We start from the raw sequence: 15,949 nt of genomic DNA, 5'->3' as shown, positions 1-15,949 counted from the left end.
GCTGATGGCCAGCCAGATCGACTACCGGTCCGCGTCGACGTTCCCCGCGGACGAGGTCTTCGCCACCACGGTCGACCCCGACTTCATCAGGGCCCGCCTCGCCCAGATCGGTGGCCCGGGAGCGGCGCTGGTGAACCACGCCGCAGCCGCCGGCGGCGTCCGCTACACCATCCGCCACGGCCTGGACGCGAAGGACCTCCCGTCCATCGTCCGGGGCATGCTGCCCAACCCGCTCGTGATCGAGCGCACCGAGAGCTGGAAGCCCCTCGACGCCGGTGGTTACGGCGGCGAGACGAGCGTGTCGATCCCCTCCACCCCGGCTTCGGCCGCGGGCGCGATGCGGCTGCGGGACGTGACCGCGGGTGGCAGCGACTTCCTCGTGCGCGCCACCGTCACCGTCAACGTGCCGCTCTTCGGCGGTCGGGTCGAGTCGATCGTCGCCGAGCAGGTGCAGAACCTGCTCGCCGCCGAGGCCGCGTTCATGCAGGAGTGGCTGACGTCCCGGAGCTGACGCGCCGCCGCCGGGCGGCGTCCACCAGCCACAGCAGGAACCCTGCGGTCGGGAACGCGGCGCCCAGCGCCGTCACACCCGGCCAGCCCCCGCTGCTGTAGACCCAGGTCGAGAGCCCGCTGCCGAGCGCGCCGCAGAGGAAGAACACCGTCATGTAGGCCGACGTGAGCCGGCTGCGGGCCTCGGGGCGGAGCCGGTAGATGATCGTCTGGTTGCCGACGTGGGCCGCCTGGACACCGAGGTCGAACAGCACCAGCCCGATCGCGAGCGCGACCAGCGATCCCGCGCCGAGTGCGAGCGGCACGAACGACAGCGCCTCGACCGCGAGCGCGACACCCACCACCCGATGGGCCCACCCGCGATCAGCGAGCCGTCCCACCAGCAGCGCGCCGGCGGCGCCGCCCACACCGAACAGCGCGAACAGCCCGATCTGCGCTTCGGACAGATCGTGCGGCGGGCGGGCGAGCACGAATCCCACGACGGTCCACACCGCGCCGAACGCGGCGTAGGCGAGCCCGCTCAACGCCATCCGCCAGCGCAGCACGGGCTCCTCGCGGATCAGGCTCAGCACCGAGCGCAGCAGCGCCGGGTACGCCATCCGCGTGGCCGGTGGCTGCACCGGCAGCGTGCGCCACAGCAGGACCGCGGCGACCGCGGTGAGACCGGCCCCGATGCCGAACACCGCCCGCCAGCCGATGACCTCAGCGACGAGCCCCGCGATCACCCGCGAGCACAGGATGCCGATGAGCAGCCCGCTCATGACGGTGCTGACCGCCTTGCCCTGCCCGCCATCGGGCGCGAGGTGCGCCGCGAACGGCACCAGTACCTGGGCCGACACGGTCGTCAGCCCGACCAGCGCGGCCGCGGCGGCGAGCACGCCCAGCGCCGGGGCCAGCGCGATCGTCGCCATCGCGGCCACCGTGACCGCCAGCATCGTGGCGACCAGCCGGCGCCGCTCCAGGAGGTCGCCCAGCGGCACCAGCAGCGCGAGCCCCGCGGCGAAGCTCAGCTGGATGAGCGTGAGCACCGCACCGACCGCGGCCGTCCCGGCGTCGAACGCCTCCGCCAGAGCCGCCTCCAGCGGCTGGGCGTAGTAGTTGTTGGCGATGATCACGCCGGTGGCGAACGTCATCGCGGCGATCGCACGCCGCCGGGTCCGGACCGGGTTCTCGATCGTCACCCGTCGATCATGCGCCGCGGAGGTGCCGGCGGGAGCGGTGCAGTGAGGCGATCCACTCCGCAACACCGATCGGGTGAGGTGCGACGATGGCCGCGTGGACCCCGAAGCCGAACGCCGCTACGTGCTGTCGTTGAGCTGCCCCGACACCACCGGCATCGTCGCCCGGATCGCCGGTTTCCTCGCCGACGCCGGCGGCTGGATCGTCGAGGCCGGCTACCACTCCGACCCGGACACGGGATGGTTCTTCACGCGCCAGGTCGTGCGCGCCGGCTCGCTGCCGTTCGACGCCGACGAGCTGCGCTCCCGGTTCGCCGCGCTCGCCGCCGAGCTGGGCGGCCAGGCCACCTGGAGGGTCACCGACACCGGCGTGCCCAAACGCGCCGTGCTGCTCGTCAGCAAGGAGCCGCACTGCCTGCACGACCTGCTCGGGCGCGTCACCGCAGGGGAGCTGCCCGTCCAGCTCGCCGCCGTGATCGGCAACCACGACACCCTCGGTGACATCGTGCGGGCCCACGGCGTGCCGTTCCACCACGTGGCGTTCCCGAAGGCGGGCTCCGGCGCCACCGCGGGCGACAAGGCGAAGGCCTTCGACGAGCTGCGCGGTCTGGTCGACCAGCACGACCCCGACGCCATCGTGCTGGCGCGGTTCATGCAGATCCTCCCACCGCAGCTGTGCACCGAGTGGGCCGGCCGGGCGATCAACATCCACCACAGCTTCCTGCCGTCGTTCGTCGGGGCCCGGCCCTACCACCAGGCGTACGCCCGCGGCGTCAAGCTCATCGGCGCCACCTGCCACTACGTCACGGCCGACCTCGACGCCGGGCCGATCATCGAGCAGGACGTGATCCGCGTCGACCACGGCGACACCGCCGTCGACATGGTGCGGCGTGGCCGCGACGCGGAGCGGCTGGTGCTCTCCCGCGGGCTGCGCTGGCACCTGGAGGACCGGGTGCTGGTGCACGGCAACAAGACGGTCGTCTTTCACTGACGGTTCGGCGTCTCCGAGCGGAACGAGTGCCCGCGCTCGGCGCCGAGCCCGAAGTAGTGCCGGAAGTTGTAGATCAACGGGCTCCAGGCCGCCGGGTCGACGTGGGACGTGCCCGGCACGACGATCCGCGGGTCGGCGTGCACCCGCACGACCTCGGCCTCGGTGATCAGGAAGCTGCCGCTGACGTCCGGGCCGACCCGCACCGCGCGGGCCTCCAGCTGCAGCGGGCACTCCCCCACCCGCGGTGCCGCCACCAGCTCCGACGGCACCGGCGTCAACCCCGCCGCCGCGAACTTGTCCGGCTCGAACCGGAACACGGCGCTCTTGGCGGCCGGCACGGGATCACGGCCGGTGAGCGGGGCCAGCCGCTCCACGGCCGCCCACTGGTCCGGCGCCGGCAGGTTGATCACGACGTCGGGCCGTTCGAGCAGGTTCTGGCTGGTCCGACCCTCGGCGCCGGTACCGAGCACCACCGTCTGCCCGAGTGCCCACGCCGACGACATCGGCGCGAGGTTGGCGCTGCCGTCCGGGTTGACGGTGGACAGCAGCACCACCGGCGTGCCGAAGTAGAGGATCGACGGGCTGATCGTCAGGTGCTCCTCGCGAGCGGTGGTGATCATGTCCACCACGGTAGGAGCGGAACGGTTCGGTGCCCGCCGAACTCAGTGACCCCGGACTCAGTGACCCCGGACCCGCTGCGGCCGGAACCGCACCGGTACCGAGTAGATCGCGGCGAAGTTCTCCGGGGTCTGCCAGGACTCGGCGGCGATCCGCTCGCCGTACTTGGCCACGTAGGCCGGGTTCCCGTGCATCGGCGGCGCCGTCGCGTCCACCTCGGCGTTCCCGGTGAGCACGATGACGTCACCGCCCTCGTCGCTGTCGAGGTGCAGCGCCACCTTGGGGTTGGCACGCAGGTGGGTGCGGCGCCTGGCCTCGCCGTGGCTGTGGACCAGGGCCGTCTCCCCGTCCCAGACGAACCAGACGGGCGCGGGCTGCGGCGTGCCGGCGGCGTCGACGATGGTCAACCAGGCCACGACGGACTCGTCGAGGCGGCGGGTGACACGGGCACCGAACTCGGTGGTGGGATCGGGCAGTGCGAAGGGCATGGCCATCGCAACGCCGGGCCTCACCCGGCATTCCCGCCCACGGGCTCCAACCGGAAGATCGGGATGAGGCGCCCACCCGCGCGGGTCACGTAGGCGGCGCCGTCCGGGTGGACGGCGAGACTGCGTGCCCATGCCCGATCCCGCTCGGCGCCGGTCAGCTCGCGCGCCACGACCGGGCTCTCCCGGCGGCCGATCCGCAGCAGCGCATGCGGATCGGCGCGCAGGTTCAGGCACCACGCCGGGTGGCGGAGCGCACCACCGTTGCCCCCAGCCACCTCGACCCCGTCCGGGGTACCGATGCCGACGATCGAGACGGTGCGCCGCTGCCCGGTGCGCGCTCCGGTGGTGGTCAGCTGCACCACCGGCATGCCGGAGAGCCACTGCGTCATCGGCACCGACCGGTCGATGCGGTGGATGAGCGGGCCGAACACCCGCACCACCAGCTGCGAGGCGGCCAGCCGCCTGGCGACGCGGTGCATCATGTGGCGCACGACGGTCCCCCCGGTCCAGGGCCTCCCGATCAGGCCGGCCTGATGTTGATGTTGCGGTGGAACACGTTGGCCGGGTCGTACTCGCGCTTGATCCGCGCCAGCCGGTCGTACTTCGTCCGACCGTAGGCGGCCAGCACCCGGTGTTCCTCCTGCTCGGTCATCCCGTTGACGTAGGAGCCGACGCCGAGGCTGTGCGGCTGCATCGCGTCCCAGAGCCCGCGGACCCAGTTCCGCTCCGCGACGAGCTGTTCCGCGGAGAAGGACACCCCGACGGTGAACATGGCGAACTGCGGTATCCGGGATCCCCCGAAGGCCGTGGCGTCCGCGTCAGCATCGGCGTAGGCCTCGTCGAGCCGGTAGAGCAGGAAGATCGAGAGGGGTGAGCTCCGCAGCGACACGTGCTCGGTCAGGACCTCGATCACACCATCGGTGAGGGCTTCGATGTTCGTCGACTTCTCGTAGTTGTGCCGGCCCCACGCGTTCGCCTCGTCGATCATCTGCTGCAGCGCGACGTACGGCATCGGGGACACGTGCTCGAACAGCGGCGGCACGGCCTCCCGCAGGCGGGCGACGACGCGGGCGTGCTCGGCCGGGTCACCGAAACCCGCGAGCATCAGCGCGAACCCGGGCCGGAAGTGGAACTGCTCCGGCACGAACGGCTCCGGCGGAGCGCTCATCCCGGCGACGATGCCGTTCATCGACCGCGGCAGCTCCGCCAGCACCTCCCGAACCACCCGCAACGCCTCGGCGGCCTGGTCGACACCCCAGAACAGCAGTCCGAACTCGAGCATCGGTCCGACCTCGTGGAGCCGGAACTCGAACTCCGTGACCACCCCGAAGTTGCCGCCGCCACCCCGGATCGCCCAGAACAGCTCAGCGTTCTCGTCCGCGCACGCGCGCAGGATCCGCCCGTCCGCGACGACCACCTCCGCCGAGACCAGGTTGTCGATGCTCAGCCCGGCCTGGCGCGTCAGCCATCCCATGCCGCCGCCGAGGGTGAGCCCGCCGACACCGGTGTGACCGATCGCGCCGAGCGGTACCGCGAGCCCGTGCGCCTGGGTGGCCGCGTCGACGTCGGCGAGCAGCGCGCCACCGGCCACCCGGGCGCGCCGGGCCTGCGGATCCACCGTGACGTCGCGCATCCCGCTCAGGTCGACGACCAGCCCACCGTCGACGGTTGACGCGCCCGACATGCTGTGCGCGCCGCAGCGGACGGCGATCTCCAGGCCGGTGGCCTGCGCATAGCCGATGGCCGTGGACACGTCGGCCGCCGAGCTGCACCGGGCGATCACCGCGGGACGCCGGTCGATGGCGGCGTTCCACACCGCGCGCGCCGCGTCGTAGCCGGGATCGGAAGGATCGAGCACCGCACCGCCCATCGCGGTTCGCAGTGCCTCGACGCCCCCGCTGACCGTGGAAGTCATGTCTGTCCTCCTGACGAGCACGTCGTCCGACGCCCTCCTGAGGCTGAGAGCACGCTGCCCGGTCCCCTGATACGCGAAACGGGTGGCCGCGCGCCCGAAGGCCTACGACCACCCGTTCCCCTAACCCGTCAGGCTGCGACCCTGAGCCTTCCCTTCGTCAGGCTGCGGCGGTGACCTCCGCCACGGCCGGCTCCAGTGCGAGCTCCAGCACCTCGGAGACATCGGCCACCGGGTGGATCCGCAGCCCGTTGCGGACCTCGTCGGGCAGGTCGTCGAGGTCGGGCTCGTTGCGCTTCGGGATGATCACGTCGGTGAGCCCGGCGCGGTGTGCGGCCAGCAGCTTCTGCTTGACCCCACCGATCGGGAGCACCTTGCCCTGCAGCGTGACCTCACCGGTCATACCGACCGACGACTTCACCGGGCGTCCGGTGGCGAGCGACGCGAGCGCCGTCGTCATCGTGACGCCTGCCGACGGGCCGTCCTTCGGGACAGCACCCGCGGGCACGTGGACGTGGAGCTTCTTCGAGGCCAGGTCACCGGCGAGCCCCTTCGACCGCAGGTAGCTCAGCGCGATCGAGACGGACTCCTTCATGACGTCACCGAGCTGACCGGTCAGGATCAGGCCGGGCTCGCCCTCCATCGAGGTTGCCTCGATGAACAGGACGTCGCCGCCCGCTCCGGTGACCGCGAGGCCGGTGGCCACGCCGGGCACCGAGGTGCGCTCCGCCGACTCCGGGGTGAACCGGGGCCTGCCGAGGAACGTGACGAGCGCGTCGGCGTCGATGTGGATCGGCGACTCGGTGCCGCCACGCGGAGCGTCAGCGGAGCGTGCATCTGCGCTGTCGAGCTTGACGGCGGCCTTGCGCAGGACCTTCGCGAGGCTCCGCTCCAGCTGCCGGACGCCGGCCTCCCGGGTGTACTCGGCGGCGATCATACCGAGTGCGACCTCGGTGAACTCGACGTCGGACGGCTCCAGGCCGGCCTTCTCGATCTGCCGCGGGAGGAGGTGGTCGCGAGCGATCGCGATCTTCTCCGCCTCGGTGTAGCCGTCGAGCGTGACGACCTCCATCCGGTCCAGGAGCGGGCCGGGGATGGTGTCGAACGCGTTGGCGGTGGCCAGGAACAGCACGTTGGACAGGTCGAGGTCGACCTCGAGGTAGTGGTCGCGGAACGTGTGGTTCTGCGCCGGGTCGAGCACCTCGAGCAGCGCCGCCGTGGGGTCACCACGGAAGTCGCTGCCGACCTTGTCGATCTCGTCGAGCAGCACGACCGGGTTCATCGAGCCCGCCTCACGGATGGCCCGGACGATGCGACCGGGCAGCGCACCGACGTAGGTGCGCCGGTGGCCCCGGATCTCGGCCTCGTCCCGGATGCCACCCAGCGCGACCCGGACGAACTTGCGGCCCATGGCCCGCGCCACGGACTCCCCCAGCGACGTCTTGCCGACGCCGGGAGGACCCACGAGCGAGAGCACGGCACCGGAACCACGGCCACCGACGGCGCCGAGGCCCTTGCGGTCGCGCCGCGAACGGACGGCCAGGAACTCGATCAGCCGCTCCTTGACGTCGTCGAGACCGGCGTGGTCGGCGTCGAGGATCGCCCGCGCGGCCACCAGGTCGTCGTTGTCGGTGGTGGTCTCGTTCCACGGGATGTCGAGGACGGTGTCGAGCCAGGTGCGGATCCAGCCGACCTCGGGGCTCTGGTCGGAGGCGCGCTCCATCTTCCCGACCTCGGTCAGCGCGGCCTTGCGCACCTCCTCGGGCAGGTCGGCGTTCTCGACTCGGGTGCGGTAGTCGTCGGCACCTTCGGGCTCGTCGTCGCCCAGCTCCTTGCGGATCGCGGCCAACTGCTGGCGCAGCAGGAACTCACGCTGGGTCTTCTCCATGCCCTCACGGACGTCGGCCGAGATCTTCTCGGAGACCTCCTGCTCGGCAACGTGCGCGCGCGTCCACTCGATGAGCAGCTCCAGGCGCTTCACCACGTCGATCTCGGCGAGCAGCTCGGCCTTGTGCTCGAGGTCGAGGTAGGACGCCCAGCCCGCGGTGTCGGCCAGCTGGCCGGGATCGGTGATCTGCTGGACGGAGTCGATCACCTGCCAGGCACCCCGCTGCTGCAGGATGCCGATGACCAGTGCCTTGTACTCCTTGGCGAGCTCGGCGGCATGTCCGGGAGCGCTCACCGTCTCGTCGACGGGCTCGGCCTCCACCCAGAGTGCCGAACCGGGTCCGGTCACTCCGGACCCGATCCGTGCGCGGCCCTCGCCACGCACGACGGCTGCCTTCTCCCCGCTGGGGAGCCTGCCGACCTGCTCGAGGACGGCGATCGTGCCTACGGCGGCGTACTTGCCGTCGAGGCGGGGAACGATGAGGACCTTGCGCGGTTCAACGCTCTGAGCTGCGTCAACCGCTGCCTGGATCTCCGGCTGGTCGAGCCGGACGGGAACGACCATGCCGGGCAGCACCACCGAGTCGGCGAGCGGAAGCACCGGCAGCTTCAGCGTCTCTGTCATGTCCTGCCCAACGCTTACACCGTTGAACTCATTCCAGCGCTCAAGTAAATACGCTGCCAGCGAACTCAGGAACCTTGAGCGCCCTCGACTCAACGCCGATCAGAAGCCCGGGAACATCCCCAGCAGCCGGTCGATCGCCTGGTCACCCGTCGGCTCCAGCCGCCCGTAGACGAGCCGGACGAGCGCTTCGGCAGGCAACGTGACACCGGCCGGGCCGTCGTCGTCGGTCGCGGGCGCCAGCGTCACGCGCTCGGCCGAGTCGAGCACGAACCGGCGCTCGGGCGCGGTGGTCGCCACCACGATCCGCTCCGCGGCGTCGAGCGGCTTGGCCGCGAACCCGACGATCATGGCCAGGTTGTCGACGATCTGCGTGACGGCCAGCGGCTCGACCACGGCAGCCGGGTCCAGCGCGACAGCGACGTCCCAGGTGTGCAGCGCGTGCTCGGAGAGGCGCATGCGCACCATCCCCGGGCCGTCGAGCTCCATCGGACCCAGGGTCGTGCGCAGCGCGGCGAGCCGGTCGTCGTCGAGCGCCTCGTAGCCGGCCACGAGCCGCTCGTCGGCGGGCAGCACGTCGGCGGCCTGGGCATCGGGGGTCTTGGCGTTCCACTCGTCCCACACAGCCTCGTACTGCTCGCGCCCGGGTGCAGGCCGGTCGGCGAGCAGGGCGTCGAGGTTGAGCGAACCGATGACCGCACCCGAACCGAGGTGCGAAAGCACCTGGGCGATCGACCACTCCGAGGCGTACGAGCGGTCCCGCACCTGATCGGGGGTCAGCGGTGCGACGAGTGCCTGGAGGTTGTCGTGGGAGCGACGCAACGCGGTGACTGCGGGATGTGAGGCCATGACCGACCCAACCACCGCAGGCCCGAACACCTTCCATCGGTGTCCGGCCCTCGGTGTCGGCGCGTCGAGCTACATCGGTGCCGGACGCCCCAGCCCCTCGATGACCTCGGCGCCCACCAGCCGAGCGGCGAGTTGACCGGGCAGCGCCAGTTTCGAGTGGCGCACGCCGCTGCCGATCACGACGGCGGGCGCGGCCGCCACGGCGGCGTCGACGAGCACCGGCCAGCCCTCCGGCAGCCCGACGGGCGTGATGCCGCCGTACTCCATGCCGGTGAGCTCGACCGCGTCGTCCATCGGCGCGAACGAGGCCTTGCGGGCGTTGAGCCGCTTGCGGACGAGACCGTTGACGTCGGCGCGGGTGCTGGCGAGCACCAGGCAGGCCGCGTAGCGCGTGTCCTCCCCGCGACGCCCGGCGACGACCACGCAGTTGGCGGAACCGTCGAGCGGCGAGCCGTACGCGGCACAGAACTCCGCGGTGTCGGCGAGACCGGGATCGATCTCCGCGACGCCAACGAGCGCGGCATCGGACGGGTCGAGCAGCTTGAGCGCGGCGGCGACGGGCTCACCGAGCAGGTCGGGCCGGTCGAGCGCGGGCACCGCGACGAGGGTGCCGAGTACGGGCCAGTGCGTCACCAGCGCTGGCCGCCGCCCTGGACGCCGACGATCGCAGGCTTCACGTCGACGATGTACACGAGCACCGCGACGAGCGCGGCCAGCCAGAACAGCGTGCCGCTGCCGCCCGGGCCGTCCTGGAAGACGACCAGCACGAGCAGGCTCGCCCCGGTGATGCCCAGCCAGGCGGGCTTGGTCAGCTTGTCGGCCGCGGTGAACGCGTCGGCGCGCTGCATCAGAGCGTGGATGAAGGCGTAGCCACCCACGGGAATCGCGAGCAACCAGATCCCCAGGAGGACCCAGTTGTCGAGGTTGTACAGCACGCTCACCGCGTCAGACTACGTGCCAGGAGCCCCGTGCACACCCCGTCCCCCGTTCCGGCTCCGGACAGGGCAGTGCCCCCGAGGCACGGGAGTCCTCGGGGGCACTGTGGTGCTGGGGAGAAGGTCAGCTGGTGGTCAGCTGGAGGTCTTGGTCCCGTTGGTGCTGGTACGACGCGCGGCCGGCTTGCGAACGGCCGCCTTCGGGGCGGTCTTGGCGGCGGCCCGGCGGGTGGTGCTGCGGGTCTCGTGAGCCACCTCGGCACCGGCCTCGGTGATGTCGGCGGCAACCTCGGCACCGGCGTCGGCGACGGCCTTGGACGCGTCCCGGGAAACGCCGGTGACGGTCTCGGCGGCCGTGGCGGCGAACTTCTGGGTGTTGCGGGCCACCTTCTCGCCGGTGGAGCGGGTCTGGCGGGTGACGGCTCCCAGTGCCTTCTCGGCTGCGTCGTGCGCGTCGTCCACCAGGTCGTCGACGCGGGCGTCGAACTTCTCGGTGTAGGACTCGATGGTCTCGATCGCCTGCTTGACCTGCGGCTGGGTGCGGATCTTGCCCCAGGCCTGCTCGCCACGGGCGGCGAAGTCGGCGTAGGCCTTCTCGGCCTGCGTGCGCAGCTCGGCGACGGCCTTGCGGACCTCGTCGGAGCTGAGGCGCTGCGGGAGCTTGGCCTGCACCTCGGAGACGCGGGCCTGCACGTCGGCGACGCGCTTCTGGGCGTCCTCACGCTGTGCGGCGGCACGGGTCCGGGCGTCGGCGACGGCCTTCGTCACGGTGGTGACGGCGACGTCACCGGCGCCGAGAACGGCGAACAGCGGGGTGCGGACGATCTCGGCCCGCTCGGTGGCGGTCTTGGCAGCCTGCTCACGAACCTTGCGAACGTCAGCGGCGGTCGGCAGCGACACGGCCATGGTGATCACTCCTCTTCTTCGGGTACGTGCGTGGATGCGCCGGGGACGACCTGCTGGTCGTTCTCCCGCCGGAAGGACTGGTAGACGTCGAGGAGCACCTGCTTCTGGCGCTCCGTCAGCGTCACGTCGGAGAGCACGGCGTCGGTGACGGCGCCCTCCGGCCTCTCTTCGAGGATCCCCGCCTTGACGTACAGGGCCTCTGCGGAGATCCGCAGGCCTCGTGCGATCTGCTGGAGGATCTCGGCGGACGGCTTGCGCAGTCCGCGCTCGATCTGACTGAGATAGGGGTTGCTGACACCGGCGGTGCGAGCCAGCTGGCGCAGGGAGACCTGCGCACCTTCCCGCTGGCTGCGGATGTAGCTGCCGATGTCGTCAACGGCCTGCCCGACGACGAGACCGGCCTGCTCGACAACCTGGCCCACGTGCTCGACCGCGTTGCCCACTCGCTCCGCCGACCGTTCGGTCTTCGACTGCGATTCCTTCGAGCTGGTCATCGTCGCCTCCCGTTCCTGTCCACGACGACGTTACGCGGGGGTGCTAGCTATTGCAAGCGGTGTGCTTGCGCTGGTGGGGTGGCCTGCGCCACAGATCATGGTAGGAATTCCGCATGCCGCAGCCGCCTCCCACCGGCCATGTCGTGGCCGCCGTCAGCATCGGTGGCGCGGCGGGTGCAACCGCCCGCTGGGCCGTCGGGTTGGCCGTTCCGCACTCCCCCGGCGGCTTCCCGCTGGGCACCTTCCTGATCAACATCGTGGGCTGCGTGCTGCTGGGCGCGCTGGTGGCCACCGTGACCGAACGCCCCCGCACCCACCCGCTGTGGCGGCCGCTGCTCGGCACCGGCGTGCTCGGCGGGTTCACCACGTTCTCCACCTACGCCGTGGACGCGCACGAGCTCGTGCGCGCGGGAGCCGCCGGCACCGCAGCGGCCTACGTGGCGGGAACGCTCGTGGCCGCCCTGCTGGCGGCCTGGCTCGGGATCCTGATCGCCCGCACCGTGCTCGGCGGCGCCCGATGACACCGCTGATGGTGGTCATCGGCGCCGCCGTGGGGGCGCCGCTGCGCTACCTGTCCGACAGGTGGGTGCAGGCGCGGCACCACACCGGACTCCCATGGGGCACCTTCACCGTCAACATGGTGGGCTCGTTCGTGCTGGGCGTGGTGCTGGGCGCCGCCACGCCACCGGTGCTCGTGGCACTGGTGGGCACGGGCTTCTGCGGGGCGCTCACCACGTACTCGACGTTCGGCTACGAGACGGTGGCACTCGCCATGGCCGGGCGGCGCGGGGCGGCGGCGCTCAACGCCATCGGCTCGGTGCTGGCCGGCCTGATCGCGGCCGGGCTGGGCCTGGCGGTCGGGGCGGCGGTCGGGAGCTGACCCTCATGGCGTCGACCGTAGGGGCGAGGACCGACAGACCTCGAGGGAATTCCCGATCGGGTCAGCCACCGAACAGCAGCTGCCCGACCGTGAAGATCACCAGACCGGCCAGCGCGCCGACCACCGTGCCGTTGATGCGGATGAACTGCAGATCGCGGCCCACCTGCAGCTCGATCTTGCGGGAGGTCTCCTCCGCGTCCCACCGCGACACCGTGTCGGTGATCAATGTGGTGATCTCGCCGCGGTAGTGGCGCACGACGTAGCCCGCGGCGTCGGCGAGCCAGCCGTCGAGCTTGCCGCGCAGCTCCTCGTCGGTGGCCAGCCTGTTCCCGAAGGTCACCAGCCCGTCGCGCACCCGCGTGCGCAGCGCGCTCGACGGATCGGCCGCGGCGTCGAGGATGAGGCCCTTGACCGTGCCCCAGGCCTGGCCGATGAACTTCTGCACCGAGGGGTGCGCCACGACCTGGTTCTTGATCCGCTCGGCCCGCTCGATGGTGTCGGCGTCGTTCTGCAGATCGGCTGCGAACTCGACGAGGAACGTGTCGACGGCCTTGCGCAGCGGGTGTTCCGGATCGGTCTTGACCGCCCAGGCGAAGTTCTGGACCTCGAGGAACACCTTGTCGGCGATCATGTCGTCGACGAAGCGCGGCGACCACGTCGGCGCCCGGTCGTGCACGATGCGCAACACCATGTCGTGGTTGGCCGTGACCCAGTCGTAGCCGCGGTCGCAGACGAGGTCGACGAGGTGGTGGTGGGCGCCGTCGGCCAGCACGCCCTCCAGCACGGTGCCCAGCGGCGGCCCGATCGGGCGCTCCATCAGCTTGCGGACCAGCACCTGCTCGATGACGTCCTGCACGTCCTCGTCACGCAGGACGGTGACGACCCCGCGGGCGGCGTTGGCCAGCTCCGCGGTGATGCGATCGGCGTTGGACTCCTGGGAGATCCAGGACCCCACCCTCGAGGAGACCTCGACCCGCGCGAGCTTGTCGCGCACGACGGCCTCGGAGAGGAAGTTCTCACCGACGAAGTCGCCGAGGCTGTCGCCGATCATGTCCTTCTTCGTGGGGATGATCGCCGTGTGCGGGATCGGCAGCCCGAGCGGCCTGCGGAACAGGGCGGTGACGGCGAACCAGTCGGCGAGCGCGCCCACCATGCCGGCCTCGGCCATCGCGCGGACGTAGCCGATCCAGGCCGGGCCGTCGCCGACCTCCCACCACCTCGCCAGCAGGAACACCACGGTGGCGACCAGCAGCAGCCCGGTGGCGAAGCGCTTCATCCGCCGCAGATCGGCGGCCCGGGTGCTGGAATCGACGTGCCCGAACCCGAGGCCGACCTCGACGACAGGCTTCTGCCTGGGCGACGCGGGGGCCTCCGCGGGGGAGGGCTGCGGTGTCTGCACGGGTCCATAGTGCCCGTCCGGAGGGCCGACGGCTCGCGTTGTGTCCCAACCCGTGCCATCGAGACGTCATCGTGACGTCGTAGCGGCGTCGCGGGCGGCGTCACGGCAGGTCTCCCGCGACCGCGGCCCGACCAGGGGCGGAGCGGCCCGGACATGGAGCTGGCCGGGGCCGATGGTGTTCCAATCGACCCCGGCCACGTTGAGGTGCGGCTGCGCTGCGAGGAGATGTGCCCCTCGGGCGCCGCACCGCCGGCACTCCCGACTCCCTGGCGCAGACCGAGGATCCGCAGCATCAGGGGTGTGGCCGGGTGCCGGCCTGCGGTTCTCAGACTCTCGACCACGCCCCCACACCGGCGGGCCGCTGGGCACCCGGGTGCGTCTCGTGGTCGGCCCGCCACCGAACAGCATCGACGGCGGCGTGCAGGAGTCCTTCCGCGGCGGGTACCTGGTACCCGCAGAGTGCGGGTGCGACGCGCCAGTGCACCCACCCGTCCGGTACTGCCGACGGAGGCGCCAACACCGTGGCACCCCCGGCGTGCAGGACGATCCCGTCGGCGTTGCGCAGCTCGACCGGCAGCATCGCTCCGGCGCTGACGGGGAACCACCAGGTGCCGGTCGGCGTGGCGCCGATCGGCACGACCGCGCCGGTGTCGCGCACCTGCGCGCACATCAGCCGGCCGACGGCCGCCGGTACCTCGAGGATGTCGAGCGCCGTTCCGGTGACCAGCTTCAGCGTGGTGGCATCCGGCACGATCACCATCCACCCATGGTCGCTGAACTCTCGCGCCGCCGCGCGCAGCTCCGCGCCGTACACCGCGCGGTAGCTGTCCCAGCCCGACATCGTCGATCTCCCTTGCTTCGTTCATCACGTGCACATCTGTGACTCTCAACACTAAGCATGGCGCTCGGGGAACGGCCCTGGAAGCGATACGCGACGACCGCGCCGGACCCCGAGACAAGCGGATCAGCGGGCGAACGGCTTCCCGCCCACCGGGGCCGAACGGTGGCCGGACGGCATGCGAACGGTGGCAACCTCCGGCGGCGCCGCCGCCCGGCACCGGTCGTCGCGGGTCGATCGTCGGCCAGCGGCAACACGTTCACCCCACCGGTGTCGGCCGCGCGTTCCCGGCTCGCGCCCATGTCAGGACGGCCACCTTGCTGACGTCGGGGGGCAGCCAGCGGCAGGATCGAGCGGACGCCGCCGCCGTGCCGAGAGGATGACCATGTTGTTGCTCACCGGGGCCACCGGTTACCTCGGCCGCGCGCTGCTGGAACGGCTCCTCGCCGACGGGCGCGAGGTGCGCGCCGTGGTGCGCAGCGCGTCCCGTGGCGAGACGCTGCCCGCGGGTGTCGACGTCGCGGTCGCCGACCTCGCCGACCGCGACGGGCTGCACCGGGCCGCGCGCGGCTGCACCGGGGTGCTGCATGTGGCCGGCTCCGTCGGGAGCAATCCCGCCGAGACCCGGGCGATCAACGTGGAGGGCACCCGTTCGGTGCTCGCCGCCGCCGTGGCCGCGGAGGTGTCGCGCTTCGTCTTCACCAGCAGCAGCGCCGCAGTGATCGACTTCACCGGCCTGGTCACCGAGCACCCCACCGGCACGCCCGCGCTCACCGATCCCTACTCGGCCAGCAAGGCGGAGGCCGAGCGGCTCGTGCTCGACGCCGCCGCCGACGGCCTCGGCGCCACCATCGTCAACCCGGTCAGCATCTACGGGCCGAGCCCGATGGGGCCGAGCAGCTACAACTCCCTGTTCCTCGCCGCGGCGCGGGGCGCCGTGACGCAGGTCGTGGATGCCCCCGTCGGCTGGGTGCTCGCCGCCGACGCGGCTGACGGTCACGTGCTCGCGCTCGAGCACGGGGTGCCCGGGGAGCGCTACGTGCTCTGCGGGGAGGTCGCGACGTTCGGGCGGATGCTGCACACCTTCGCCGATCTCGTCGGCGGGTCGCGGGTGGCGCTGCGCGCGCCTGGCAGCGCGCTGGGACCCGACGCCGACACGTACGCCCGGCGTTCGGAGGTCTACGGCAAACTGCCGCCCGTCCGCATCGACGACGCCGGCGCCCGCGCGCTGGGCTTCACACCGACGGGGGTCGACGCCGGGCTGGCGCAGACGGCGCGGTGGGTCACGGACCGGGGCGCCCCGTGACCACCGTCGGGGCCTGCGACGGACGGTCGGCGTGGCATGCCACGCCGAGAGCCGGAGCCGAGCGCGCCCAGTGCCACCGGAAGGCCCCGGACATGCCGCTGCCGGCGACCCCGAGGGGATCGCCGGCAGCGGTTCT

The 15,949-nt window shown here is 71.8% G+C and carries 18 protein-coding genes; 5 read left to right on the top strand and 13 right to left on the bottom strand.

The window, feature by feature from the left end; genetic code table 11:
- The first annotated feature begins 4 nt into the window (after positions 1–4).
- Positions 5–511, top strand: a complete 507-nt coding sequence (locus ACFPFQ_RS43630) for a DUF2505 domain-containing protein (RefSeq protein WP_379629161.1) — start codon at positions 5–7, stop codon at positions 509–511.
- On the opposite strand, the gene ACFPFQ_RS43625 is transcribed toward ACFPFQ_RS43630, so the two are convergent.
- Complete coding sequence (locus ACFPFQ_RS43625; RefSeq protein ID WP_379629160.1) at positions 480–1,691, bottom strand: MFS transporter; 1,212 nt, start codon at positions 1,689–1,691, stop codon at positions 480–482. The two genes, ACFPFQ_RS43630 and ACFPFQ_RS43625, sit on opposite strands and share 32 nt — an antisense overlap.
- Positions 1,692–1,785: 94 nt before the next feature.
- On the opposite strand from ACFPFQ_RS43625, the gene purU reads away from it, so the two are divergent.
- Complete coding sequence (gene purU / locus ACFPFQ_RS43620) at positions 1,786–2,679, top strand: formyltetrahydrofolate deformylase (RefSeq protein ID WP_379629159.1); 894 nt, start codon at positions 1,786–1,788, stop codon at positions 2,677–2,679.
- On the opposite strand, the gene ACFPFQ_RS43615 is transcribed toward purU, so the two are convergent.
- The 10 genes from ACFPFQ_RS43615 to ACFPFQ_RS43570 form a co-directional block, all read right to left on the bottom strand.
- Positions 2,673–3,299, bottom strand: coding sequence for a flavin reductase family protein (locus ACFPFQ_RS43615; RefSeq protein ID WP_379629158.1), 627 nt, complete (start codon positions 3,297–3,299; stop codon positions 2,673–2,675). The two genes, purU and ACFPFQ_RS43615, sit on opposite strands and share 7 nt — an antisense overlap.
- A gap of 57 nt (positions 3,300–3,356) precedes the next feature.
- A complete protein-coding gene (locus tag ACFPFQ_RS43610; protein WP_379629157.1) occupies positions 3,357–3,809 on the bottom strand; it encodes a TIGR03667 family PPOX class F420-dependent oxidoreductase in 453 nt (150 codons plus the stop codon).
- Complete coding sequence (locus ACFPFQ_RS43605) at positions 3,806–4,267, bottom strand: nitroreductase/quinone reductase family protein (protein ID WP_379629156.1); 462 nt, start codon at positions 4,265–4,267, stop codon at positions 3,806–3,808. Before ACFPFQ_RS43605 ends, ACFPFQ_RS43610 begins: the two co-directional genes overlap by 4 nt.
- A 38-nt stretch (positions 4,268–4,305) precedes the next feature.
- Entirely contained in the window at positions 4,306–5,700 is a 1,395-nt protein-coding gene (locus ACFPFQ_RS43600) for an FAD-binding oxidoreductase (protein ID WP_379629155.1), read from the bottom strand.
- 157 nt (positions 5,701–5,857) lie between these two features.
- Positions 5,858–8,209, bottom strand: coding sequence for an endopeptidase La (gene lon, locus ACFPFQ_RS43595; RefSeq protein WP_379629154.1), 2,352 nt, complete (start codon positions 8,207–8,209; stop codon positions 5,858–5,860).
- Positions 8,210–8,308: 99 nt separating this feature from the next.
- The gene (locus ACFPFQ_RS43590; protein WP_379629153.1) at positions 8,309–9,055 is read right to left on the bottom strand and encodes a maleylpyruvate isomerase family mycothiol-dependent enzyme; all 747 of its coding nucleotides are present in this window, start codon (positions 9,053–9,055) and stop codon (positions 8,309–8,311) included.
- Between the two features lie 69 nt (positions 9,056–9,124).
- Positions 9,125–9,688: a YbaK/EbsC family protein gene (locus tag ACFPFQ_RS43585; RefSeq protein WP_379629152.1), complete on the bottom strand. Its 564-nt coding sequence runs from the start codon at positions 9,686–9,688 to the stop codon at positions 9,125–9,127.
- Entirely contained in the window at positions 9,685–9,987 is a 303-nt protein-coding gene (locus ACFPFQ_RS43580; RefSeq protein WP_379629291.1) for a DUF2516 family protein, read from the bottom strand. Before ACFPFQ_RS43580 ends, ACFPFQ_RS43585 begins: the two co-directional genes overlap by 4 nt.
- 138 nt (positions 9,988–10,125) lie before the next feature.
- On the bottom strand, positions 10,126–10,896 hold the full coding sequence (locus tag ACFPFQ_RS43575; protein WP_379629151.1) for a hypothetical protein: 771 nt from the start codon (positions 10,894–10,896) through the stop codon (positions 10,126–10,128).
- A 5-nt stretch (positions 10,897–10,901) separates the two neighbouring features.
- A complete protein-coding gene (locus ACFPFQ_RS43570) occupies positions 10,902–11,390 on the bottom strand; it encodes a helix-turn-helix domain-containing protein (RefSeq protein WP_379629150.1) in 489 nt (162 codons plus the stop codon).
- Between the two features lie 113 nt (positions 11,391–11,503).
- Here ACFPFQ_RS43570 and crcB (ACFPFQ_RS43565) point away from each other — a divergent pair, with 113 nt between their 5' ends.
- Together crcB (ACFPFQ_RS43565) and crcB (ACFPFQ_RS43560) are read left to right on the top strand one after the other, a co-directional pair.
- Entirely contained in the window at positions 11,504–11,911 is a 408-nt protein-coding gene (gene crcB, locus ACFPFQ_RS43565) for a fluoride efflux transporter CrcB (protein WP_379629149.1), read from the top strand.
- The gene (crcB, locus tag ACFPFQ_RS43560) at positions 11,908–12,270 is read left to right on the top strand and encodes a fluoride efflux transporter CrcB (RefSeq protein WP_379629148.1); all 363 of its coding nucleotides are present in this window, start codon (positions 11,908–11,910) and stop codon (positions 12,268–12,270) included. Before crcB (ACFPFQ_RS43565) ends, crcB (ACFPFQ_RS43560) begins: the two co-directional genes overlap by 4 nt.
- Before the next feature lie 61 nt (positions 12,271–12,331).
- On the opposite strand, the gene ACFPFQ_RS43555 is transcribed toward crcB (ACFPFQ_RS43560), so the two are convergent.
- Together ACFPFQ_RS43555 and ACFPFQ_RS43550 are read right to left on the bottom strand one after the other, a co-directional pair.
- Positions 12,332–13,546: a DUF445 domain-containing protein gene (locus ACFPFQ_RS43555; RefSeq protein ID WP_379629290.1), complete on the bottom strand. Its 1,215-nt coding sequence runs from the start codon at positions 13,544–13,546 to the stop codon at positions 12,332–12,334.
- Positions 13,547–13,994: 448 nt separating this feature from the next.
- Positions 13,995–14,510 carry a hypothetical protein gene (locus tag ACFPFQ_RS43550; protein WP_379629147.1) on the bottom strand — a complete coding sequence of 172 codons (516 nt, stop codon included), beginning with the start codon at positions 14,508–14,510 and terminating at the stop codon, positions 13,995–13,997.
- 382 nt (positions 14,511–14,892) lie between these two features.
- Between ACFPFQ_RS43550 and ACFPFQ_RS43545 the strand changes: the two genes are divergently transcribed.
- The gene (locus ACFPFQ_RS43545) at positions 14,893–15,813 is read left to right on the top strand and encodes an NAD-dependent epimerase/dehydratase family protein (protein ID WP_379629146.1); all 921 of its coding nucleotides are present in this window, start codon (positions 14,893–14,895) and stop codon (positions 15,811–15,813) included.
- Positions 15,814–15,949: the final 136 nt, after the last annotated feature.

The organism is Pseudonocardia sp. GCM10023141, assembly GCF_042653605.1.
Note: the sequence above shows the minus strand (reverse complement) of the source record. Positions and strands in the feature narration are given on the sequence as shown.